This window comes from Mycolicibacterium iranicum, assembly GCF_014190915.1.
Lineage (GTDB): Bacteria > Actinomycetota > Actinomycetes > Mycobacteriales > Mycobacteriaceae > Mycobacterium > Mycobacterium iranicum_B.
In genome coordinates this window covers 1-21,836 of record NZ_JACHVU010000018.1, presented here as the reverse complement: position 1 = coordinate 21,836, position 21,836 = coordinate 1, and the positions used below count along the sequence as shown (strand labels likewise).

The following is a 21,836-nucleotide window of genomic DNA, read 5'->3' as shown; positions in this document are numbered from 1 at the left end:
GTCCGGCCGTCAGGTCGCGTCCGCATCGAAGGGCGTCGACGTCGACGGTTCCGGGCGGCCGGCCGCAGGCGCGGACGGCTGCTGCCCCTGTACGGCACCGGGACCGGGACCCGACTGCGGCTTCTCCGGTGGGCTCTGCCCGTTCCTGTCCGCGTCGAACTTGCCGGTGAAGATCGAGTCGTCACCGTCGAGCAGGTGCTTGGTCAGCGCCGCGCGCGGCGTCATCCCCCGCAGCCTCTGCAGTTCCGACAGCGGTTCCCGCAGGTCGTCGAATTCGGGCCCCAGATCCTCCCGGAGTTGGCTCGTCGCGCCCGTGATGTAGTCCCGCGCCTGGCGCACAGCGCCCGCGGTCCAGCGGATGGCGCCGGGCAAGCGTTCGGGCCCTAGGATCACCAATCCGGCGATCACCAGGACCAACATCTCGCCCCAGCCGACGTTCGCGAACATCGTTACGTGCTGTCGTCGCCGTTGGGTGTGACCGTCAGCGTCACGTTGCGGCCGTCACGTACGACCTCGATGGGCGCGGGCTGGCCGATCTTGAGCTGACGCACGGCGACGATGAACTCGTCGGCGTCGGCGACCTCCCGGTCGCCCACCTTCACCACGACGTCGTTCTCCACCAGGCCGGCCTGCTCCGCGGGACTGCCGGGTTTGATGTCGGCGATCTGCGCACCCTTGGACACGTCGTTGCTGACCGAGCGCGCCGTCAGGCCGAGCGTCGGGTGGGCGATCTTGCCGTTCTGGATCAGTGTCTCCACGACCTGCTTGACCTCGTTGACCGGGATCGCGAACCCGAGGCCGCTGGCGCTGTCGGACAGCGACTTGCCCGCGGTGTTGATGCCGATCACCTCGGACTGCATGTTGATCAACGGGCCGCCGGAGTTGCCGTGGTTGATCGATGCGTCGGTCTGCACGCCGTCGATGACGGTGTCGGTGTCGGAGCCGTCACCCGAGAGCGGGACCGGCCGGTGCAGTGCGCTGATGATGCCGTGGGTGACGGTGCTGCGCAGCCCGAGCGGGGCACCCGCGGCGATCACTTCTTCGCCGACCTGGAGCTTCTCGGAGTCACCCATGCGCGCGACCGACAGGTTGTCGACGTTGTCCACCTTGAGCACCGCGAGATCGGTCTTCGGGTCGCGGCCGACCAGGTTGGCGGGGACCTCGGTGCCGTCGTTGAACACGACGGCCATCTTGAACTCGCTCGGATTGGTGGCGGCTTCGGAGATGACGTGGTTGTTCGTCACGATGTAGCCCCGGCCGTCGACGACGACGCCGGAGCCCTGAGACCCCTCGGTCTCACTCGTCGCCTCGATAGTGACCACCGAATCAGCAACGGCGGCAGCCACTTTGGCGAACTGGCCGTCCGGCTCGTCGCCGCTTCCGGCGGTCTCCAGCGTCACCTTCGAGGTGGTGAACGCACTGACGACCTCGGCGGTCTTGCGGCCGACGACACCGCCCACGATGCCGATCACCAGGGCGAAGATGCCGAGGGTGACCAGAGTGATCGCCGAGACCCTGCCGCCGAACAGCACGTCGCGGACACCGAGCTTGCCGACCGGACCCCCGGCGACGGGTGCGGCCGCGGTGTGGGCCAGCGCCGGTGTACCCAGCGCCACCGGGGCGCCCGGGTTGCGCCAGGGATCGTCGGGCTCGTCGTTGTCCCCGTCACGCTCGGCGGCCAGCGCACCGGCGTCGGTCGGATGCCGCTGCAACGAGTCGCCGCCGGCGTAGGGGCGGCTGAACGCCTCGGCCAGCACGGGGTCCGGGGGCTGATCCTTCGGGGTGAACTCGCCCTGGTCGCGGTGCTTGTCGGCGCCGAGGAAGGAACCGTCGACTCCGGCAGGCCGGCCGAACGCGCGCTGCGCCGCCGGATCCACCGGCGGGCGCGACACCGGTCGCGGCTCAAGACGTTCCCGACCGGTCTCGTCCAGATTGGTCACCCGTTCTTCGCCCTTCTCGATTGCCTCTGCCGAGGTGTCAGCAATCGCCGACACACGCCGGTGATTGACGTCGCACCCACCCTACCGACGCTTGCGTCGGGCGCGTTGCACGCCGTCGGCCAACTGCGGTGATTCGGCCGGCTCCGCAGCGTCGACCGGGGTGTGGTGCGGGATCTGGGACAACAGCCCCAGCAAATTGCTCGGCATCGCTACCGGCCGCGAGTCCCGTAAGGCCTCGCGGGCCTGCCGCTGCGCGTCGACCTCCAGGGCGCACTCGGGACACAGCGACAGGTGGTGAGCGGCGCGCAGGTGAGCCGTCATACGCAGCTCACCGTCCACGAACGCGGCGATGGCCTCGATGGAGAGGTGTTCGGTGGACCCGAACTGACGTGGCCCGACCGGAGCATCGCTTTGCGAAGCAAATTGCGACGGAAGCCACGAGAATGCCCGGCGGAACGCATGTCCGGGATCGAACACCGCCCAGCTCCTCTCCACGTGAGTCTCGTGCGCCTGCTTGTCGAAAGTCGCCCTTCGAATGTAGCGCGGCACGCGAGGACGCATCGCGCGAACGTCAGGCCGACTTGGCCGTGTCCTGCACGCTACCGTCGGAGTGGCGGGCCAGGTGTTCCCGAAGGGCCTGGCGGCCGCGGTGGATACGGCTGCGGACCGTGCCGAGCTTGACGCCCAGCGTCGCACCGATCTCCTCGTAGGACAGACCCTCGATGTCGCAGAGGACCACGGCGGCGCGGAACTCCGGCGCCAGCGAGTCCAGTGCGGCCTGCAGGTCCGGACCCAACCGGGAGTCGTGGTAGATCTGCTCAGGGTTGGGCTCGTCGGCCGGCACCCGGTCGTAATCCTCGGGCAGCGCTTCCATCCGGATGCGCCCGCGACGGCGGACCATGTCGAGGAACAGGTTGGTCGTGATGCGGTGCAACCAGCCCTCGAAGGTGCCGGGCTGGTAGTTCTGCACCGACCGGAATACGCGGATGAACGTCTCCTGCGTCAGATCCTCGGCGTCGTGCTGATTGCCGGACAGCCGGTAGGCCAGGCGGTACACCCGGTCGGCGTGCTGGCGCACCAGCTCGTCCCAGCTCGGCATCGCCGCCTTGTCACCGGTGGCATCGAACACAGCGGTGCCGGTCAGCTCGTCGGTCTGCTCCACCCACTCGGCGTCGGTGTACTGCTCACGGTGAGCCATCGACACGGGGGCGGCCACGGGGCCGTTGACGGTGGTCGTCGGATCCTCCAGTTCGTGATGAAAACGGGCCTTTGCTGCCCGATCAAAAGCGACAACGCGGCCTGCCTCGGTGTTGTTCCCCGGAAGGCCGGTGCCACTGCGTGCGCTGGATGCGCCGTCTGTCATGGGATCACCGTCTCCTGTGGGGGTGTGCCAGGCATATGAGCAAACTGAACATTTCCTGAGAAAGCCGCTACCCCTTTTCGGAGGGGTGAAAACGAATGGTCGCGACACGGAATTCTGACGTCCTGGGCCGGGCGTGTCGTTGCTGCAGGCCTCCGGGCTTGGCTCTACGCTGCGGGCATGGCCAGCACCGACGAGCCTGGAGCCGGCTCCGGCGATCCCAACGCGCACGCACGGCAGGCCGAGGCGATCGTCAACCACGCCGAACATTCGATCTCCGAGGACGCGATCGTCGCGGCTGCCCGTGAGCGTGCGGTCGACATCGGGGCGGGTGCGGTCACCCCCGCAGTCGGCGCGCTGATGTGTGTGCTGGCCAAGCTCACCGGCGCCCGTGCCGTCGTCGAGGTCGGCACCGGGGCGGGCGTGAGCGGCCTGTGGCTGCTCTCCGGCATGCGCGAAGACGGCGTGCTGACGACCATCGACGTCGAGCCCGAGCATCAGCGCATCGCCAAGCAGGCGTTCAGTGAGGCCGGCGTCGGTCCCGGCCGGACCCGGCTGATCAGCGGTCGCGCCCAGGAGGTGCTGACCCGGCTGGCCGATGAGTCCTACGACCTCGTCTTCATCGACGCCGATCCCGTCGATCAACCGCAGTTCGTCGTCGAGGGCGTGCGGTTGCTGCGTGCGGGCGGGGCGATCGTGGTGCATCGGGCCGCGCTCGGCGGACGAGCCGGCGACGCGTCCGCCAAGGACAACGAGGTGGCCGCGGTGCGCGAGGCGGCCCGCCTGATCGCCGAGGACGAGCGGCTGACGCCCGTCCTCATCCCGCTCGGTGACGGACTGCTCGCCGCAGCCCGCGACTGACCTTTTCCCGCACGGCGCGCGACTCACTTTTTCAGCCCGACTCTCAAGGCGGGCTTCGACGCGCGCTCGCGGCCGTCGACCGCGCGCTGCTGCACACAATTCACGGCGCGCCCCTGTGCAGACACGCGCGCTCGCGGTGCCGGGCCTTGACCTCGCGATGCCGGGTCTTGACGCCGCGCTGAACGGGTGTTTAGTGTACTGAACATGCGTTCAGCCGATGATCTGACCGCGGCCGCCCGGATCAGGGATGCTGCCGTCGACCTATTCGGTCGCGAGGGATTCGCGGTCGGCGTGCGCGCCGTGGCCACTGCGGCCGGCGTGAGCCCCGGCCTCGTCATCCACCACTTCGGTTCCAAGGAGGGCCTGCGCAAGGCGTGTGACGACCATGTCGCCGAGACCGTGCGCGCCGCCAAGAGCGAGTCGATCCAGACGTCGGATCCGGCGACGTGGTTGGCACACATGGCCGAGATCGAGGAGTACGCCCCGCTGCTGGCCTACCTGGTGCGCAGCCTGCACACGGGTGGTGATCTGGCAAAGATGCTGTGGCGCACCATGATCGACAACACCGAGCAGTACCTCGAAGAAGGCGTGCGGGCCGGCACGGTCAAACCCAGTGCCGACCCCCGGGCCCGCGGGCGATTTCTGGCGATGACCGGCGGCGGCGCCTTTCTGCTCTACCTGCAACTGCACGACAGCACCGATCTGCGCACGGTACTGCGCGATTACGGCGAGGACATGGTGCTGCCCGCCCTGGAGCTCTACACCCAGGGCCTGATGACGGACTCGACCATGTACGACACGTTCCTCGCCCAGCGCGCACAAGGCATCCCGTTCACCTCGACAGAAGGAGCGCACGATGACTGACACCTCCCCGGCGGTGGAGATCTGCGGTCTGCGGAAGTCGTTCGGCCGCACCAAAGCTCTCGACGGCCTCGACCTCACCGTCGCCCACGGCAGCGTGGCCGGCTTCCTGGGCCCCAACGGCGCGGGCAAGTCGACGACCATCCGGGTCCTGCTCGGCCTGCTGCGCGCCGACGGCGGCACCGCCAGACTCCTGAACGGAGATCCCTGGCATGACGCGGTCTCGCTGCACCGCCGGATCGCCTATGTACCCGGCGATGTCACGCTCTGGCCGAACCTCACCGGCATGCAGGCCATCGACTTCCTCGCCGGCCTGCGCGCCGACGGCACCGACGAGAAGCGCCGCGACCAGCTGATCGAGCGTTTCGAGCTGGACCCGCACAAGAAGGCCCGCACCTATTCGAAGGGCAACAGGCAGAAGGTCGCGCTGATTGCGGCGTTCGCGACCCGCAGCGAGCTGTTCATCCTCGACGAACCGACCTCGGGGCTCGACCCGTTGATGGAGCAGGCGTTCCAGCAGTGTGTCCGGGAGGTCGCCGAGCGCGGCGCGGCGGTGCTGCTGTCGAGCCACATCCTTGCCGAGGTCGAAAAGCTCTGTGACACCGTCACGATCGTGCGCGGCGGCCGGACGGTGCGTTCCGGCACCCTGGCGGACATGCGGCACCTGATGCGCACCACCGTCACCGCGCGCACCCGCGGCAGCGGACACGACCTGCAGCGCGCGCCGTATGTGCACGACCTGCGGGCCGGCGAAGGCGATGTGCACTTCGCCGTCGACCGCGACGATCTCGACCGCGCGATGTCCGATCTCGTGGCACTCGGTATCGATGAATTGACCGTCGCCCCGGCATCTTTGGAGGACATGTTCCTCCGCGAGTATCAGGGGGCGGACCGGTGAGCACCGCGACCTCCACGGTCCACGGCCGGCACCTGGCGCCGACGGCGACGTCACCGTGGACGGGCACGGGCCATCTCATGCGACTCGCGGTACGCCGCGACCGCGTACGGCTGTCGGTGTGGATCGCCGCACTGACGATGATGATGGTCTACGCGCCCAACGCCCTCGAGCTCGCCTATCCCGAAGAGGCCCAGCGTCAGACGCGGGTGAACCTGCTCAAGACGCCCGCGGGCATGATGCTGGGTGGTCCGATGTTCGGCGGCAACGAGACCGAGCTCGGCGCGATGATGGCCAACGAGCTGATGCTGACCCTGATCGTCGCCGCCTCGATCCTGAGCATTCTCACCGTCATTCGGCATACGCGTGCCGAGGAGGAGAGCGGCGCGGCCGAACTCGTGCTCGCCGCGGGAGTGGGGCGGTACGCGCGAACCACCGCCGCCCTGGGTGTCGCGTTCGGCGTGAACGTCGTTCTCGCGGTGACGATGACGGCCGCGACGTCGGCCGCCGGCTTCTCCGTCGCGAATTCCGCCGCGATGTGCCTCGGGGTCACGGCCGTCGCGTCCGTGTTCGCCGGCGTCGCTGCGGTGACGGCCCAGCTGTGGCGGGTCGCGCGAGCCGCCACAGGTGCAGCAATGGCAGTGCTGGCGGTGGCCGCACTGGTCCGCGGGGTCGGCGACGTGATCGACAACTCCGGCAGCGCGGTGAGCTGGTTCTCCCCCATCGCGTGGGCGCAGCAGATGCGGGCGTTCGTCGAGGTGCGGTGGTGGCCGCTGGCGCTCCTGGTCGGTCTGACCGTGGCGCTGGTCGCGTCGGCCGCAGTCCTGGAGTCGCGCCGCGAATACGACGACGGCATCATCGCCTCCGGTGGGGAGCGTCCCGACGCCCGCCCGATACACGGGGTGTTCGCACTGCACCTGCGGCTGCAGCGGGGCCAGATCATCGGCTGGTCGGCCGGGCTCGTCGTGGCCGGCCTCGCGTTCGGGTCGATGACGAAATCGCTGCTGGACGCTGCCGCGACCAACCCGCTGCTGGCGCGCGTGCTCTCGGCGCAGGGCACCGACGGGGTCTACACCACCATGTCGCAGTTCCTGGCGGCCGCTGCGGGTGCCTACGTGGTCTCAGCGGTGTTGCGGGTCCACGCCGACGAGCAATCCGGGCTCGGCGAGGCAGTGCTGGCCGGCGCGGTGTCCCGCCGGCGCTGGCTGGTCAGCTCCGTGGCCGCAGCGCTCGTGGGCGCGTTCCTGCTGATGTTCTGCGCAGGCCTGGGCAACGGGCTCGGGGCCGGCCTCACACTCGGGGAGCCCGGGACCGTGCTGCGGCTGACGCTGGCGGGCCTGGCGTTCGTCCCGGCGCTGTCGGTGCTCGCCGGTGTCGCGGCCCTCGCGGTCGCCGTGCGTGCGCCGTGGATCGCCTGGAGTGCAGTCGCTTTCGTCGTCCTGGCGCTGTACCTGGGTGCGCTCCTGCGGTTGCCACGCTGGCTGATCGACCTGTCGCCGGTCGGCCGCACGACCGCACCCACCGACGTCCCCGTCGTCCCGATGCTCGTGATGGTCGCGGCCGCCGCGCTGTTGACCGCGATCGCCGGCGTTCTGTACCGCCGACGGGATGCCGCATGACACCCGTGGTTCGGACCCTGGTCTCGTCGTCCGCCGGTGTCGTGTTCTTCGCCGCGGTGCTGTTCGTGCCCGCGGGCACGCTGAACTACTGGCAGGCGTGGCTCTTCCTCGCGGTGTTCATGGTGACCACTGCAGCGCCGAGCGTGTCGCTGGCCGTCCGTCACCCCGACGCGCTGGCCCGCCGGATGAAAGCGGGGCCGGCCGCCGAGACCCGGCCGGCGCAACGCGTGATCATCACTCTCACGGTGGGTCTGGTGCTGGGCACGATCGTGCTGTCGGCGCTGGACCATCGGTTCGGCTGGTCGGCGGTGCCGGTGTGGCTCGTCCTGGTCGGCGCGACGCTGGTCGCCGTCGGGCTCGGCATCGCCCAGTTGGTCATCGTGCAGAACCACTACGCCGCAGCCACGGTGACGGTCGAGGCCGGGCAGACGGTGGTGTCGACCGGCCTGTACGCCCTGGTGCGGCACCCGATGTACACCGGCACGGTGCTGATGATGATTGGCACACCGCCCGCGCTGGACTCGCTGTGGGGCCTGCTGGGCGTGGCGGCGTCCGTTCCGGTGATCGTCGCCCGGATCCTCGACGAGGAGAAGATGCTGACCGCGGAACTGCCCGGCTACCGGGAGTACGCCCGGCAGGTCCGCTACCGCCTCGTCCCCCATCTCTGGTAGCCGCCCCATACTGATCCCATGGAGCTGCTCACCGGCTTCGGCCTGGCCACCGCCGCCGGTCTCAACGCTTACATCCCGCTGCTGGCGCTCGGGCTGCTGGCCCGCTTCACCGACCTGGTGAGCCTGCCCGCGGGATGGGTCTGGCTGGAGAACGGCTGGGTGATGGCGATCGTGGCCGCGCTGCTGCTGATCGAGGTCGTCGCCGACAAGGTGCCCGCCCTCGACTGGGGGCACCTCCCCGCCGCAGGCTAGGGGGATGTGAACGACGTCGTGCAAACGTTCGTGCGGCCGACTGCAGGGGGCGTCGTGTTCGGTTCCGGCGCCGCCGCGCAGACGCACACGGTGACCGATCCGGCGGCGTTCGCACACTCCGGACAGTGGGTGCCCGTGACGTTCGGCGTGGCCGTCGCTCTGGTGGTCTCGCTGACCAAATCCACCGTGCGGCCCGCGGCCAACGTCGCGACGGCGGGCGTGGCCGCACCGGTGCTGAGCACCCTCGAAGATCTGGCCAGTGTTGCGCTGGTCGTCGTGGCCGTGCTGGTGCCCGCACTGGTCCTGGTCGCGGTGATCGCGCTGGCCTGGGCGGCGGCGCGGCTGTGGCGGCGGCGACGGACCCGATCGCGCGACGGCTCGCCGGCGGCATGACGGGCCCGTGACGTCGCCGACAGTGGGTACCCGGGCGCCATGCAGACGTTCCTGCCCTGCCCCGGCTTCGCCGACTCGGCGAGGGTGCTGGACACCAAACGTCTGGGTAAGCAGCGCGTCGAGACCATCCAGGTGGTCCGCGCGCTGACGGTCCCGGGCTACGGCTGGCGCCACCACCCCGCCGCCGCGATGTGGGCGGGTTACGAGGAAGCCCTCGTCCGGTACGGACTCGTGACGTGCGAGGTGTGGTGCAGTCAGGGTCGCAGCGACACCTGCGCGGCCACGATGGTCACCGACCTCACGGCCGGCACCGGGCTGGTCACCATCCGCACCGAGCCCGAACTCGCCGCGGCCGGCGAGCTGCCACCGTGGCTCGGCGACACCGCTTTTCACCAGAGCCACCAGTCAGCGCTGGTGCGCAAGGACCCCGGGCACTACCGGCCGATGTTCCCGGATGTCGCGGACGACCTGCCCTACGTGTGGCCGGGCTCGGACCGGCCCCGGCGCGTTCCCGTCAGCTGACGGTCGTCAGATCCAGACGCCCTTGCCGACGGCCACCACGCCGCCGGTGCTGACGGAGAATCGCTCGCGGTCCTTGTCGAGGTCCACGCCGACCATCTCACCGGGCCCGACGACGACGTTCTTGTCCAGGATCGCGTGCCGCACCACGGCCCCGCGTCCGATGCGCACACCCGGCATGATCACGCTGCCCTCGACGATCGCCCCGTCGTCGATGGCGACGTTGGACGACAGGACCGAATTGCGCACCGAGGCCGCTGAGATGATGCTTCCGGCGCCGACGACCGACTCCTGGGCGGACCCACCGTTGACGAACTTGGCGGGGGCCAGGTTCTCGGCGCCACCGCGGATCGGCCAGCGCTTGTTGTACAGGTTGAAGATCGGGTGCACCGACACGAGGTCCATGTGCGCGTCGTAGAACGCATCGAGGGTGCCGACGTCGCGCCAGTAGCCGTGGTCGCGCTCCGTGGCGCCGGGGACCTCGTTGTTGTTGAAGTCGTAGACCGACGCCATTCCGTCGGCCACCAGCCGCGGGATGATGTCGCCGCCCATGTCGTGGTCGGAATCGTCGTCCTCGGCGTCGGCGCGGATCGCATCGATCAGCACCTTGGTGGTGAAGATGTAGTTCCCCATCGACGCGAACGTCATCTCCGGGTCGTCGGGGGTTCCCGGCGGGTCGGCCGGCTTCTCCACCCAGCCGCGGATGCGCCCGGAATCGTCGGCGTCGATGCAGCCGAACGCGCTGGCCTCGGAGCGGGGCACCCGGATTCCGGCGACGGTCGCGCCGGCACCGCTCTCGATGTGCTGCTGGACCATCTGCTCGGGGTCCATGCGGTACACGTGGTCGGCGCCGAAGATGACGATGTAGTCGGGATCCTCGTCGTAGATCAGGTTCATCGACTGATAGATCGCATCGGCCGACCCCGTGTACCAGCGGGGTCCGAGCCGCTGCTGGGCCGGGACCGGGGTGATGTACTCGCCGGCCAGGCCCGACAACCGCCAGTTCTGCGAGATGTGGCGGTCCAGTGAATGCGACTTGTACTGCGTCAGCACGCAGATTCGCAGATAGCGGGCGTTGACCAGGTTCGAGAGCACGAAATCGATGAGCCGGTAGCCGCCGCCGAAGGGCACCGCGGGTTTGGCGCGGTCCGCCGTGAGCGGGTACAGCCGCTTTCCCTCCCCGCCTGCGAGGACGATGCCCAACACATGTGGCGCTTCCCTCATGCTGCCAACCTATCCGCACGTGGGGACGGCGGCTAGCCATTCCGGCTTTTGCCGCGTTGCGCGCACCGGTCGACAACGCTGCGACGACGCGTTTTGGGGCTGTCCGTCAAGACAATTGGGGATGGGGCGCAACGGGTCGCGAGATTGGATACGGTCACAGCATGCGGGTGGCGATGATGACTCGGGAGTATCCACCCGAGGTGTACGGCGGCGCTGGTGTCCACGTCACGGAGCTGGTCGCCCAGCTGCGGCACCTGTGCGAGGTGGACGTGCACTGCATGGGAGCAGACCGCCCCGGGGCGACGGTGGCCAAACCGGACCCGGCCCTCACCGGGGCCAACGCGGCGCTCGCGACGCTCTCGGCGGACCTGACCATGGTGAATGCCGCGTCGGCGGCGACGGTGGTGCACTCGCACACCTGGTACGCCGGGATGGCCGGGCACCTCTCGGCGCTGCTGTACGGGGTGCCGCACGTCCTGACCGCGCACTCGCTGGAGCCGATGCGGCCGTGGAAGGCCGAACAACTCGGCGGGGGCTACCGCATCTCCTCGTGGGTGGAGAAGACCGCTGTCGAGGCCGCGGACGCGGTCATCGCCGTCAGTGCGGGAATGCGCCAGGACGTCCTGCGCACCTATCCGGCGCTGGACCCCGACAAAGTGCACGTGGTGCGCAACGGCATCGACACCGACGTCTGGTACCCCGCCGCCCCCGAGGCCGAGGGCTCCGTCCTCGCCGAGCTCGGGGTGGACCCGTCACGCCCGATGGTCGCGTTCGTCGGACGCATCACCCGCCAGAAGGGCGTCGCCCACCTCGTGGCCGCCGCCCACCACTTCGCGCCCGAGGTGCAGCTGGTGCTGTGCGCGGGCGCCCCGGACACTCCCGAGATCGCCGAGGAGGTGGCCTCGGCGGTCCAGGAACTGTCCCGCGCGCGCACCGGCGTCTTCTGGGTCCGGGAGATGCTGCCCACCCACAAGATTCGCGAGATATTGACGGCGGCAACGACATTCGTGTGCCCGTCGGTGTACGAACCGCTCGGCATCGTCAATCTCGAAGCCATGGCGTGTTCGACGGCCGTGGTCGCCTCGGACGTCGGGGGCATCCCCGAGGTGGTCGCCGACCGCACGACGGGGCTGCTGGTCCACTACGACGCCGACGACGCAGCGAGTTTCGAGCGCGGCCTCGCCGACGCCGTCAACACCCTGGTCGCCGACCCCGAACGGGCCAAACAGTTCGGTCTCGCCGGGCGTCAGCGCTGCATCGACGAGTTCTCGTGGGCACACATCGCCGAGCAGACCCTGGAGATCTACCTCAGGGTCTCGGCGTAGCGGAGGCTAGCTCGTCACACCCTTGAGTTCGTCCCCGAGCGCAGCCGCCTCCTCGGGGGTCAGTTCGACGACGAGCCGTCCACCGCCTTCCAGTGGTACCCGCATCACGATGCCTCGCCCCTCCTTGGTTGCTTCCAACGGACCGTCTCCGGTCCGGGGCTTCATCGCCGCCATCGAGTGCTCCCTCCACATGGGCGTGCCCGTCAGGGCCTGGTCTGTCCGTGAGCCGGAGCCACGCACCGTTCGACGTGCACTGACAGCACCCGGCTCTGAACTGCTACAGACTGCCATTGTTCCCTATCCGGGCCTGCTCGTGTGCAAAGACCCGCTATAGCTGCCCGGAGGGGGCCTCCCGGGCGCGCGACCGGTGTCCTTGACCGCCTGCACGAAGTAGCCGCGCGGGGCCTGCAGGGCGTCCGCGGGAGCGGGGGGTGCCGGCCACCGTCCCCAGGCGTGACCCGGTTCGGCGATGTCGGTGACGGTGGCGGACCAGCCGTGTGCCTGGGCGAGCTCAGCCGGGGCGTCGGTGCCGAACAGCCACGGGGAGCCGCGTTCGGCCATCGAGCGGCGCACCTCGGCCAGGGCCGGTGAGTTCAGCAGCGTCTCACCGACGACGTCGTAGAGAAGCACCGAACCGGGCGCCGACAGCGAGTCGACGCCGCGGAACACCGTGCGCACGGTGGGCTCGTCGAGATACTGCAGCAGACCTTCGATGAGCCAGGCCGTCGGGCGCCCGGCGGCGTGACCGGCGGCCGACAACGCCGACACCCAGTCGGCGGCGAGGTCGGCGCCGATCGCGATCCGCCGGCAGCGCGGGCGCTCGGCGATCAGGGCCGCCTCCTTGGCGGCCAGCACCGTCGGCTGATCCAGCTCGTAGACAGTGGCGCCGGATGGCCAGGGCAGTCGGTAACTCCGGGCATCGAGGCCCGCCGCGACGAGGACCACCTGATCGACCGTCTGAGCCGCGGCCAGCAGCGCCTCGTCGAAGAACCGGGTGCGCACGACGATCTGGTGGGTCGGCTGCTCCCCCACCTCGGCGATCATCTGATCCAGCATGGCCATCCCCGCGTCGCCGGCCAGCCGCGCGGCGAAAGGATCGGCGAACAGTGGCGTATCCCGCCGAGATTCGCGCGCCCGGATGGCCGCGACGAGGACAGCCGTATCGGCGACTGCAGCCTTGTTCGAGGTGTCGTCCACCCTCCGATCATCGCGGTTGTCGCGACGAATGGCCGGCGATCGGGTGATCCGCGCGCGGCCGAAATGCGGTCGACAGCAACGGTTCAGGGTCGCGCGGTCAGTCCTGCGGCCGCGGCACCCAGCAGTTGGCGACGTGGTCGTCGACCATCCCGGTCGCCTGCATCAGCGCGTAGGCCGTCGTCGGGCCGACGAACCGGAAGCCCCGCTTCTTCAGGTCCTTGGCCATCGCCTTCGACTCGGCGGTCACCGCGGCGACGTCGGCGAGGCTCGCGGGGCGCGGCCGGGTGGCGCGGTCGGCCGGCGCGAAAGACCACAGCAGCTCGCCGAGATCCACCCCCGCGTCTGCCAGGTCGGCGACGACGCGCGCGTTGGCGATCGTCGCGTCGATCTTGGCCCGGTTGCGCACGATTCCCGGGTCACCCATCAACCGGTCGACGTCGCGGTCGCTGTAGCGCGCGACGCGTTCGACGTCGAAACCGTCGAACGCGGCGCGGAAGTTGTCGCGCTTGCGCAGGATGATCAGCCACGACAGCCCGCTCTGGAACGCCTCCAGACTCACCCGTTCGAACAGAGCCGTCGAATCCCGAAGCGGCCGGCCCCATTCGGTGTCGTGGTAGTCGCGGTACAGCTCGAAGTCCTTCTCGGACAGCCGCGACTGATCGATCCAGCCGCAGCGGATCCGCTTGTCGACCTCGACCGTCACGTGTCGTCCCGCGCGTACTGCGGCGGCAACGCATGGGCCCCGCCGGGGGCGTCACCGTCGCCGGGGGTCTCGGCATCCGGGTCGGCCGCGGGGTCCTCGATGCCGTGGGTGGCGCGCAGCGTGGCCAGCTCGCCGCGCAGCATGTCGAGTTCCTGGCCGAGCCGGTCGAGCACCCAGTCGACCTCGCTGGTCTTGTAGCCGCGCAGCGTCTGGGCGAACTTGACCGCTTCGACGTCGGCGCCGGTGACCCCGGAGGCGGGCAGCACCGTGGCCGTCGTCGCGTGCGGGAGCGGGGGCAGCACCTCGCCGCGGCCGAACAGCGCGCTGCCCACGGCGAACAGCACGATGCCGACGAGCACGAGCACCACGAGGTAGAGCAGGACGAGAGTCACACCCCGATACTGCCCGACGGCACCGACGCACCGCCGCAGATGTCTACCTCGGGCGCAGGGTGATCATCGGCGGTCGGTCGTTCAGCGAGACCGTCGACGTCCTCGGGGTGTAGTCCTGCCCGTCGGCGAAGAACTGCGTCAGCCCCACACCCGAATCCGGGATGCCGCAGCGCGACAGCAGAGTGGCGATGACCTGCCTGCTCATCGCAGCGAGCTCGGTCAGCGGCCGGTTGCGGTGCGTGCGGACGCCGAGGTTGACCTGAGCGATGGCGTCCAGCCCCAGGCGGTCGTAGGTGTCGATCAACAGCCCGATCTCCACGCCGTAGCCCGGGGCGAACGGCACCGCGGTCAACAGCTCGCGGGTGCCGGCGTACTCGCCGCCGAGCGGCTGGTAGAGGCACATCAGCTCCGGGCGCAGCGCCGCGAGCAGCGGTCGAGCCACCAATTCGGTCACCCGTCCCCCGCCGTTGGCGTCCTCGGTGCCGCTGACCTTCAGGGGCCGCCGGTAGAAGCCCTTCACCAGGTGCACACCGTCGCTGGTCAGCAGCGGGCCGAGCAGCTTCGGCACGAACATCGGGTCGGGGTCGATCAGGTCGGAGTCGACGAAGGCGACGATGTCGCCGGTGGTCGCGGCCAGCGACCGCCACAGCACCTCGCCCTTGCCGGGCTGGGGCACGACCTCGGGCAGCGCCACCTCGCGGCTCACGACGCGGGCGCCGGCGGCCACCGCACGGATCTCGGTGTCGTCGGTCGACCCGGAGTCGAGCACGATCAGTTCGTCGACGAGACCGCCCAGCAGCGGGGTGATCGTCTCGACGACGCTGGCGACGGTCTCCTCTTCGTTGAGCGCCGGCAGGACGACCGACACCGTGCGTCCCTTCTTGGCGGCTTCGAGCTCGGCGATCGACCAGCTCGGCCGGCTGAAGCTGTGCTCGCGATGCCAGCGGTGTCCAGCGACTCCGTGCGTGGCCAGCTCGACCTCGCGATCAGACAGAACAGTCATGCCAGTCCCCTCACCGTGCGTTTCGGTTGACGGGCGCCGTGGATCGACGCAACCATCTCCAGTACCCGACGTGTGGGCCCCACCTCGTGCACGCGGAACATCGCTGCTCCCTCGGCGGCCGCGAGTGCGGTCGCGGCCAGGGTGCCCTCGAGGCGTTCGGTGAGGCTCACACCCAGAGTTTCCCCGACAAAATCCTTGTTGCTCAGGGCCATCAGGACCGGCCATCCAGTTTTTACAAGGTCTTTCACGTGGCGCAACAAACTAAGACCGTGATAAGTGTTCTTGCCGAAATCGTGGGTCGGATCGATGAGGATGCGGTCCCTGGCGACCCCCATCGCGGCGGCCCGTTCGGCGGCCGCGGTCACCTCGGCGAGGACGTCGTCGACGACGCCGCGCTCGGACAGCCCGTAGTTCACCCGGAACGGGCGGGTGCGCGGGATCGCCCCGCCGGTGTGGGAACACACCAGCCCGGCGTTGAACTCGGCGGCCACACCGGCGAGGTCGGGATCGACGCCGCCCCAGGTGTCGTTGATGAGGTCCGCGCCCGCCGCGCAGGCCTGCTTGGCGACCTCCGCCCGCCAGGTGTCCACGCTGATGACCCGGTCCGGGAAGGTGCTGCGCAGCCATTCGATGAACGGGACGACGCGCGCGATCTCTTCGTGGACACCGACCGTCGCGCCCGGCCCCGCCTTCACACCGCCGACGTCGACGATGTCGGCGCCGTCCTCCACCACCCGGTGCGCCGCCTCCTTGGCCGCGTCGTCGGTGAAAGTGGCGCCGCGGTCGTAGAACGAGTCGGGCGTGCGGTTCACGATCGCCATGATCAGCGCGCGATCACCGGCGACCGGCCGTCCCAGAAACGTCGACTCCACCACTCAAGGCTACGTTTCCGCGCGGTTTCCCCGCGCGCCGCGCGGTTTCGGTGCAGTTGGTCGTCCTCAGCGTGACCAACTACACCGAAATCGCGCCCTACTTGGGCTTCTTGCCGTCCTTGACCTCGGTCAGGTACTCCTCGTAGAACGGCACGTAGCCCTCGCTCTTGCCCGACAGCACGTAGATGGGGTCCTCGACCTTGACGTCGTCGTCGTCACCCTCGCCGCTGGATCCGCCGAAGCCCTCCTTGCGCAGGTCGCCCTTCTGGCTCTTGAACGTCGACGTGTGGGCGAGCTCCTCGACGATGCGGACGAACAGCGGGACCGCGTAGCCGGGCAGCTTGTCGTAGGCGGCCTTGGCGAGCGCCTTGCCGTCAAACTCCCTGCCCTCCTTGAGCTGGATCGCCACCATGCCGGCCTTGCCGCCGGTGTCGGGCACCTCGACACCGAAGACGGTGCATTCCTCGACCTGTTCGTCGGTCGACACCGCCGCCTCGACCTCGGTCGTCGCGACGTTCTCACCCTTCCAACGGAAGGTGTCGCCGAGCCGGTCGGTGAACGCGGCGTGGCCGAAGCCCTGGGCACGCATCAGGTCGCCGGTGTTGAACCAGACGTCGCCCTCTTTGAACGCGTCGCGGACGAGCTTCTTCTCCGATTCTTTCTTGTCGGTGTAGCCGTCGAACGGCTGGAAGCTGCTGACCTTGGACAACAGCAGTCCGGGTTCACCGTTCTTGACCTTCTTGACCCGACCCTGATCGTCGCGCACGGGATCGCCCGACTCGTCGTACTCCACGAACGCCACCGGGCTGGGGCAGATGCCGGTGGTCTTGTCGAGGTTGAAGAAGTTGACGAACGCGGTGTTGCTCTCGCTGGCCGAGTAGAACTCGCAGACGCGCTTGATGCCGAAGCGCTTGGTGAAGTCGTCCCAGATGGCGGGCCGCAGACCGTTGCCGCAGATGACCCGGACCTTGTGCTTGCGGTCGGTCGGCTTCTCGGGCTGGTTCAGCAGGTACGCGCAGACCTCGCCGATGTAGACGAACGCCGTGGCGTCGTAGCGGATGACGTCGTCCCAGAACTTCGACGCCGAGAACGACTTGCCGATCGCCAGGGTCGCGCCGGAGTTCAGCACCGACGACAGCGCGACCGTCAGCGCGTTGTTGTGATAGAGCGGCAGGCAGCAGTAAAGGGTGTCGCTGCTGTTCAGCCGCATCCCGAGCCCACCGAAGCCGGCCAGGGCGCGCAGCCAGCGGTAGTGCGTCATGACACTGGCCTTCGGCATGCCTGTGGTGCCCGAGGTGAAGATGTAGAAGGCCTTGTCCTTGGCCAGTACCGCCGAGGTGGTCGCCGGGTTGGTGTTGGGGGCGGTCTCGGCGAGCTGGTTGAGCTCGTCGAGGGTGATGAGCCCGTCGGTGTCCGCGCCGGAGTCGGTGATGTGCTCGACGAATTCTGTCTCGGCGACCACGACTGCGGCATCCAGCAGGCCCAGGCTGTGCTTGAGCACGTCGTCGCGCTGGTGGTAGTTGAGCATCCCGGAGATGGCGCCGCACTTGACGGCCGCGAGCATCAGCAGGACCGGCTCGGGCGAATTGCGCATCATGATGCCGACCACGTCGCCGTGCCCGACGCCCTTGGCGGCCAGCACCGCGGCGTAGCGGTTCACCGTCTCGTTGGCCTCGTCGTAGGTGATCTCACGATCCTCGAAGCGCAGGAAGACGTTGTCGGAGTACTGGGCGGCCCGGTCCTGGAAGACCTTCCCGATCGAGGTCTTGGCCGACGGCCTGGCGCCGAAGCCGGTGACGACGCCGCGCACCATCGTCGGCGTGTCCTTCAGCAGACCCGGCATCTGTTTGGCGATGTCGATCAACCCGACGCTGCTGCGGGTCCCGGACTTCTGCTCGGTCATCGGCCGTTATTCCTCCGCTTCGATTTTTGTGGGGTCACCCTAGCCGGGCGCGCAGGCGTCCAGAGCGGCATCGATGTCGTCGACGACGGTGAGGCGACGCATCGCGCCGTCGGCGACATATCCCGTTCCGACCAACCCCCGCAGCCAAGCCAGGAGACCGTCGTAGTGCCCAACAGTGTCGAGCATCACGATCGGTTTGGTGTGCATACCCAAATAGCCCGCTGTCCAGGCTTCGAAGAATTCTTCCAGGGTGCCGATGCCGCCGGGAAGCGCGATGAACGCGTCGGCGCGGTCCTCCATGATCTGCTTGCGCTCCCGCATGGTGTCGGTGACCACGAGCTCGTCGGCGTCGGTGTCGGCGACCTCGCGGTGCACGAGGGCCTTCGGGATCACGCCGACGGTGTATCCCCCGTGCGAGCGTGCCGCGGCCGCCACGGCGCCCATCGCCGAGACGTTGCCGCCGCCCGAGACCAGGGTCCAGCCCCGGTCGGCGATGCCCTCGCCGACTTTGCGAGCCAGCTCCAGCAGGTCGGGATGGACGGGGCCCGACGCGCAGTAGACGCAGACAGCCCACTCACGGTCTGGATCTCGGGACACACCACCAACCTAGCGACATAGACTCCGCCATGTGCCCACGCCTCTGCCCCTCGGTTGGGTGACCGCCCCGACCGAACCGGCCCTCGACCAGCTGGAATTCGGGGTGCGCACCCGCGCGGGGGCTGTGCTGCTCGGCCCCGCCGGGGTCGGCAAGACGACGTTGGCGCGGCTGGCCGCCGAGCGCCTGGACGGCCGCTTTCCGCGTGTCGACTGGGTGCACGCGACGTCCTCGCGGCGCGCCGTTCCGTTCGCCGCGTTCGAGCGGCTCGTCGAGGTGCCCGAGAGCGGCACGACGGCGACCGTGCTGCGCGCGGCCCGCGACGAGCTGGGTGACGGTCGGCTGCTGGTCGTCGACGACGCGCACCTGCTCGACCCGCTCTCGGCGGCCCTGGTCTACCAGCTGGCCGTCGCGGGGACGGTGCGCCTGGTCGTGACCGCTTCTGTGGGCGAGTCGCCGGTGCCCGGCGAGATCTCCGCGCTGTGGCGCGACGGCCTGGTCACCAGGATCGACCTGCAGCCGCCCGGTCACGACGACGGCCGCCTGCGGGCCCACGTCGACGAGTTCGTCGAGACCCTGCCGGCCGGGGCTCACCGGGTCCTGGAGTTCCTGTCGGTATCGGATCCCCTGCCCCGTGCGGATGCCGAGGCGCTCGCGGGCGCCGAGGCCGTCGAGACGGCGCTCGGATCCGGGGCGGTCGTCGCCGAGCGCGACGAGCTGCAGGCGGCGCATCCGTTGTTCCTCGACGCCGTCCACGACGCGCTGGGCGGGCCGGACCTGCGTCGGCTGCGCACCGCGATGGTGGAGCGGATCGCCGCGGATCCACACCCGGGCGTGCTCCGGCGGCTGCGGATGGCGGCCCTCGCGATCGACAGCGATCGGCCGCAGCCGGCGACCGAGGTGTGCGACGCGGCCCGCGAGGCCCTGCGGCTCGGCGATCTGGAACTCAGCGAGCGACTCGGGCGCGCGGCGCTGGGGCAGTCCTCGGCCTTGGACGCGCGATTGACCGTCGGCTACGCGCTGGCATGGCAGGGCCGGGGCCGCGAGGCCGACGCGGTGCTGGCCGACATCGATCCGGGCTCGCTGTCGGAGGACGAGCTGCTCGCGTGGGCGCTGCCGACGGCGGCCAACCAATTCTGGATGCTGTCCGAACCGGAGCGGGCGACGGCCTTTCTTCGCGCCACCCGCGGGAAGGTGTCCTCCCCCACCGCACGCATCACCCTGGATGCGCTGTCGGCGACGTTCACGATGAACGCCGGCAACGTCGTGCGCGCCGCCGAACTCGCCGAGGAGGTGCTGTCCTCCGCGGACGCCGACGACACCGCGATCGGGTGGGCGGCGTCGGCGGACGCGCTCAGCTCGGCGCGCAGGGGCCGGTTCCAGGATGTCGACGGGTTGGCCGAGCGCGCGTTGTCCGCCGGCCAGCCTGGCCTACTGCGGTTCACCAGCGGGTACGGGCAGACCACCGCGCTGGTGATGACCGGCAAGAGCGGCGACGCGATCGCGCTGGCGCAGCAGCTCACCGACTTCGCGCAGCGCCGTCAGCCGGGGCGCGCGATCGGCGAGGTGGTGATCGCCGATGCGTTGATCGCCTCGGGAGATCTGCCGCGCGCGGTGTCGCTGCTGCGCGAGGCCGCGACGACGCTCGCCCCGACCGGCTACTCGTGGGGTCCGCTGGCCTGGATGCTGCTCGCGCAGGCGCTCGGGCAGCTCGGCCAGACGGTGGAGGCCGGAAAAGCGTTGTCGCGGGCCGAGTCCCGACATGGCCTCAAGTCGATGCTGTTCGCCCCGGAGCTGGCGCTGGCGCGGGCGTGGACGATGGCGGCCCGCCGCGACGCCCACGGGGCCGTCGCCGCCGCGCGGGACGCGGTCAAGGCCGCCGAACGGGGCGGTCAGCTGGCGGTCGCGCTGCGCGCGTCGCTGGACTGCGTGCGGCTGGGTGACCCGCGAGGCCGGGACACGTTGTCGCGGCTGGCCGGGCAGGTCGACTGCGCCTTCGGGCAGGCGGCGCTGACCCATGCCGCCGGAGGCACCTGAGGGTTACGCCCGGGGATCCTGGTCTTTCGCCCAGTCCGGAAGCGGTGTCGCGGGCCCGGCGCCGAAGTAGATCTGATCGAAATGGTCCGACGACTGCCGCGCCGGGAATCCTTTCGCGACGACATTGCGCACGAAGACCACCATCAGCGTCAGCACGGCGACGGCCAGGAAGACGAGCAACGCGATCTTGAGGACGTCCACCAGTCGACCATAGGCCTCTGAGCGTTCGCGCCCGTGCGTATTTTCGCGCGCAGCGGTGTCCCGCTGCGGATTTAGGATCGGGTCGACGAATGTGGAGGATTGAGATGACCGAGCCGTTGTCGGTGGATCCCTCAGGTGTGCACTCCCTCGGGGACATCCACACGAACATCTCCGCCGGGCTCGCGGCGCTGTCGGCCTCGACACCCGGCGCCCCTCCGGTTGCGGCGTCGCACGGACCCATCGCCGCGGCCGTCGGCACCGCGCTGACCGGGGCTCTCGGCAGCCGGTCGGCGAGCATGACGAGCACGCAGGCCGCAGGTGGTTTGATCTCCGAACTGCTGCATCAGGCGGCCGTGGCCTACGAGCGGGGCGACGAGAAGGGCGCCGAGGCGATTCGCGCCGCGGCCGACCAGATCGCCCAGGGCGAGTCCGGTCCCTCCGGTTCGGGCGGCGGCGCAACGCAATCGGCCGGGGCGCCCGCCGGCGCCGATGCCCTCGGGCAGGCCGTGGGTCAGCTGGGCCAGCTCGGAGCGTTGGGCCAGCAGCTCGGCGCTCCATTGGCCGCGCTCGCCCAACCCTTGCAGCAGCTGCCGCAGCAGCTCATGCAGGGGCTGCAGCAGATGGGTCACAAGTCCTCGGGAGCAGCGGGTTCGGAGAACGACGGCGTGCCCGGTGCGCGTGCCGCCCAGCCCGATTCGGACGCGCCGGATGCCCGAAAGGGCGAGGAGAGACCGGAATCCGAGCAGGAGCGCGAGGAACGCGAAGACCGCGAGGACCGTGAGGACCGCGCGGGAAGTGAGGGCGGCGCGGGGCGTGAGGGCGACGGCGCGGGCGCGGGTCAGGACCCCGCCGCCGGCCCCGCCCCGCTCCCACCCGCGGGCCCGCAGCCCGCGCCGACCCGGCCGTCGTTCGGCTAGGTGTACTGACCTGACATGTTAGGTACACGGCTGGCTGGTGGTTGACCGCCGAGTGCTGTGTGGCCGCGATGGAGATTGTAGGTGTGCAGCCAGAGC

The 21,836-nt window shown here is 69.7% G+C and carries 23 protein-coding genes and 1 pseudogene; 10 read left to right on the top strand and 14 right to left on the bottom strand.

The window, feature by feature from the left end; translation table 11 throughout:
• Nucleotides 1-9 precede the first annotated feature (9 nt).
• From tatB to sigE, 4 genes are all read right to left on the bottom strand, one after another.
• A complete protein-coding gene (gene tatB, locus FHR72_RS24725; protein WP_183473677.1) occupies nt 10-447 on the bottom strand; it encodes a Sec-independent protein translocase protein TatB in 438 nt (145 codons plus the stop codon).
• 2 nt (nt 448-449) lie between these two features.
• A complete protein-coding gene (gene htrA / locus FHR72_RS24720; protein WP_183473674.1) occupies nt 450-1,940 on the bottom strand; it encodes a serine protease HtrA in 1,491 nt (496 codons plus the stop codon).
• A gap of 81 nt (nt 1,941-2,021) precedes the next feature.
• Nucleotides 2,022-2,417 carry an anti-sigma E factor RseA gene (rseA, locus tag FHR72_RS24715; protein WP_183473671.1) on the bottom strand — a complete coding sequence of 132 codons (396 nt, stop codon included), beginning with the start codon at nt 2,415-2,417 and terminating at the stop codon, nt 2,022-2,024.
• 94 nt (nt 2,418-2,511) lie between these two features.
• A complete protein-coding gene (gene sigE / locus FHR72_RS24710) occupies nt 2,512-3,303 on the bottom strand; it encodes an RNA polymerase sigma factor SigE (protein ID WP_183473668.1) in 792 nt (263 codons plus the stop codon).
• Nucleotides 3,304-3,480: 177 nt separating this feature from the next.
• On the opposite strand from sigE, the gene FHR72_RS24705 reads away from it, so the two are divergent.
• From FHR72_RS24705 to FHR72_RS24675, 7 genes and pseudogenes are all read left to right on the top strand, one after another.
• A complete protein-coding gene (locus tag FHR72_RS24705; protein ID WP_183473665.1) occupies nt 3,481-4,161 on the top strand; it encodes an O-methyltransferase in 681 nt (226 codons plus the stop codon).
• A 204-nt stretch (nt 4,162-4,365) separates the two neighbouring features.
• Entirely contained in the window at nt 4,366-5,025 is a 660-nt protein-coding gene (locus FHR72_RS24700) for a TetR/AcrR family transcriptional regulator (RefSeq protein ID WP_183473662.1), read from the top strand.
• Nucleotides 5,018-5,920 carry an ABC transporter ATP-binding protein gene (locus tag FHR72_RS24695; protein WP_183473659.1) on the top strand — a complete coding sequence of 301 codons (903 nt, stop codon included), beginning with the start codon at nt 5,018-5,020 and terminating at the stop codon, nt 5,918-5,920. Before FHR72_RS24700 ends, FHR72_RS24695 begins: the two co-directional genes overlap by 8 nt.
• A 77-nt stretch (nt 5,921-5,997) precedes the next feature.
• Nucleotides 5,998-7,536 carry an ABC transporter permease gene (locus FHR72_RS24690; RefSeq protein WP_260156232.1) on the top strand — a complete coding sequence of 513 codons (1,539 nt, stop codon included), beginning with the start codon at nt 5,998-6,000 and terminating at the stop codon, nt 7,534-7,536.
• On the top strand, nt 7,533-8,207 hold the full coding sequence (locus tag FHR72_RS24685; RefSeq protein WP_183473653.1) for a methyltransferase family protein: 675 nt from the start codon (nt 7,533-7,535) through the stop codon (nt 8,205-8,207). The genes FHR72_RS24690 and FHR72_RS24685 overlap by 4 nt, the downstream gene beginning before the upstream one ends.
• An 18-nt stretch (nt 8,208-8,225) precedes the next feature.
• Nucleotides 8,226-8,852, top strand: a pseudogene (locus tag FHR72_RS24680) (DUF4126 domain-containing protein).
• Nucleotides 8,853-8,891: 39 nt separating this feature from the next.
• A complete protein-coding gene (locus FHR72_RS24675) occupies nt 8,892-9,374 on the top strand; it encodes an MSMEG_6728 family protein (protein ID WP_183473650.1) in 483 nt (160 codons plus the stop codon).
• A gap of 6 nt (nt 9,375-9,380) precedes the next feature.
• On the opposite strand, the gene glgC is transcribed toward FHR72_RS24675, so the two are convergent.
• On the bottom strand, nt 9,381-10,595 hold the full coding sequence (glgC, locus tag FHR72_RS24670) for a glucose-1-phosphate adenylyltransferase (RefSeq protein WP_183473647.1): 1,215 nt from the start codon (nt 10,593-10,595) through the stop codon (nt 9,381-9,383).
• A gap of 161 nt (nt 10,596-10,756) precedes the next feature.
• Here glgC and glgA point away from each other — a divergent pair, with 161 nt between their 5' ends.
• Nucleotides 10,757-11,920 carry a glycogen synthase gene (glgA, locus tag FHR72_RS24665; RefSeq protein ID WP_183473644.1) on the top strand — a complete coding sequence of 388 codons (1,164 nt, stop codon included), beginning with the start codon at nt 10,757-10,759 and terminating at the stop codon, nt 11,918-11,920.
• A gap of 6 nt (nt 11,921-11,926) precedes the next feature.
• Here the strand turns inward: glgA and FHR72_RS24660 are convergent, their stop codons facing one another.
• From FHR72_RS24660 to FHR72_RS24625, 8 genes are all read right to left on the bottom strand, one after another.
• Nucleotides 11,927-12,094, bottom strand: a complete 168-nt coding sequence (locus tag FHR72_RS24660; protein WP_003931055.1) for a DUF3117 domain-containing protein — start codon at nt 12,092-12,094, stop codon at nt 11,927-11,929.
• Between the two features lie 123 nt (nt 12,095-12,217).
• A complete protein-coding gene (locus tag FHR72_RS24655) occupies nt 12,218-13,117 on the bottom strand; it encodes an SAM-dependent methyltransferase (protein WP_311736248.1) in 900 nt (299 codons plus the stop codon).
• Nucleotides 13,118-13,214: 97 nt separating this feature from the next.
• Complete coding sequence (locus FHR72_RS24650) at nt 13,215-13,820, bottom strand: DNA-3-methyladenine glycosylase I (RefSeq protein WP_311736247.1); 606 nt, start codon at nt 13,818-13,820, stop codon at nt 13,215-13,217.
• Nucleotides 13,817-14,212, bottom strand: a complete 396-nt coding sequence (locus FHR72_RS24645; protein WP_183473641.1) for a DivIVA domain-containing protein — start codon at nt 14,210-14,212, stop codon at nt 13,817-13,819. The genes FHR72_RS24650 and FHR72_RS24645 overlap by 4 nt, the downstream gene beginning before the upstream one ends.
• A gap of 43 nt (nt 14,213-14,255) precedes the next feature.
• Nucleotides 14,256-15,215 carry a glucosyl-3-phosphoglycerate synthase gene (locus tag FHR72_RS24640; protein ID WP_183473637.1) on the bottom strand — a complete coding sequence of 320 codons (960 nt, stop codon included), beginning with the start codon at nt 15,213-15,215 and terminating at the stop codon, nt 14,256-14,258.
• Complete coding sequence (gene folP, locus FHR72_RS24635) at nt 15,212-16,087, bottom strand: dihydropteroate synthase (protein WP_183473634.1); 876 nt, start codon at nt 16,085-16,087, stop codon at nt 15,212-15,214. The genes FHR72_RS24640 and folP overlap by 4 nt, the downstream gene beginning before the upstream one ends.
• A 97-nt stretch (nt 16,088-16,184) precedes the next feature.
• Complete coding sequence (gene fadD6 / locus FHR72_RS24630) at nt 16,185-17,990, bottom strand: long-chain-acyl-CoA synthetase FadD6 (protein WP_183473631.1); 1,806 nt, start codon at nt 17,988-17,990, stop codon at nt 16,185-16,187.
• A 39-nt stretch (nt 17,991-18,029) separates the two neighbouring features.
• Entirely contained in the window at nt 18,030-18,587 is a 558-nt protein-coding gene (locus FHR72_RS24625) for a cytokinin riboside 5'-monophosphate phosphoribohydrolase (protein WP_183473628.1), read from the bottom strand.
• A 43-nt stretch (nt 18,588-18,630) separates the two neighbouring features.
• Between FHR72_RS24625 and FHR72_RS24620 the strand changes: the two genes are divergently transcribed.
• Nucleotides 18,631-20,622 (top strand): ATP-binding protein, encoded by a 1,992-nt coding sequence (locus FHR72_RS24620; protein ID WP_183473791.1) that lies wholly within the window; start codon nt 18,631-18,633, stop codon nt 20,620-20,622.
• A 3-nt stretch (nt 20,623-20,625) separates the two neighbouring features.
• On the opposite strand, the gene FHR72_RS24615 is transcribed toward FHR72_RS24620, so the two are convergent.
• The gene (locus tag FHR72_RS24615) at nt 20,626-20,823 is read right to left on the bottom strand and encodes a hypothetical protein (protein ID WP_183473625.1); all 198 of its coding nucleotides are present in this window, start codon (nt 20,821-20,823) and stop codon (nt 20,626-20,628) included.
• A gap of 104 nt (nt 20,824-20,927) precedes the next feature.
• Here FHR72_RS24615 and FHR72_RS24610 point away from each other — a divergent pair, with 104 nt between their 5' ends.
• Nucleotides 20,928-21,740, top strand: coding sequence for a type VII secretion target (locus FHR72_RS24610; protein ID WP_183473623.1), 813 nt, complete (start codon nt 20,928-20,930; stop codon nt 21,738-21,740).
• The last annotated feature ends 96 nt before the right edge of the window (nt 21,741-21,836 follow it).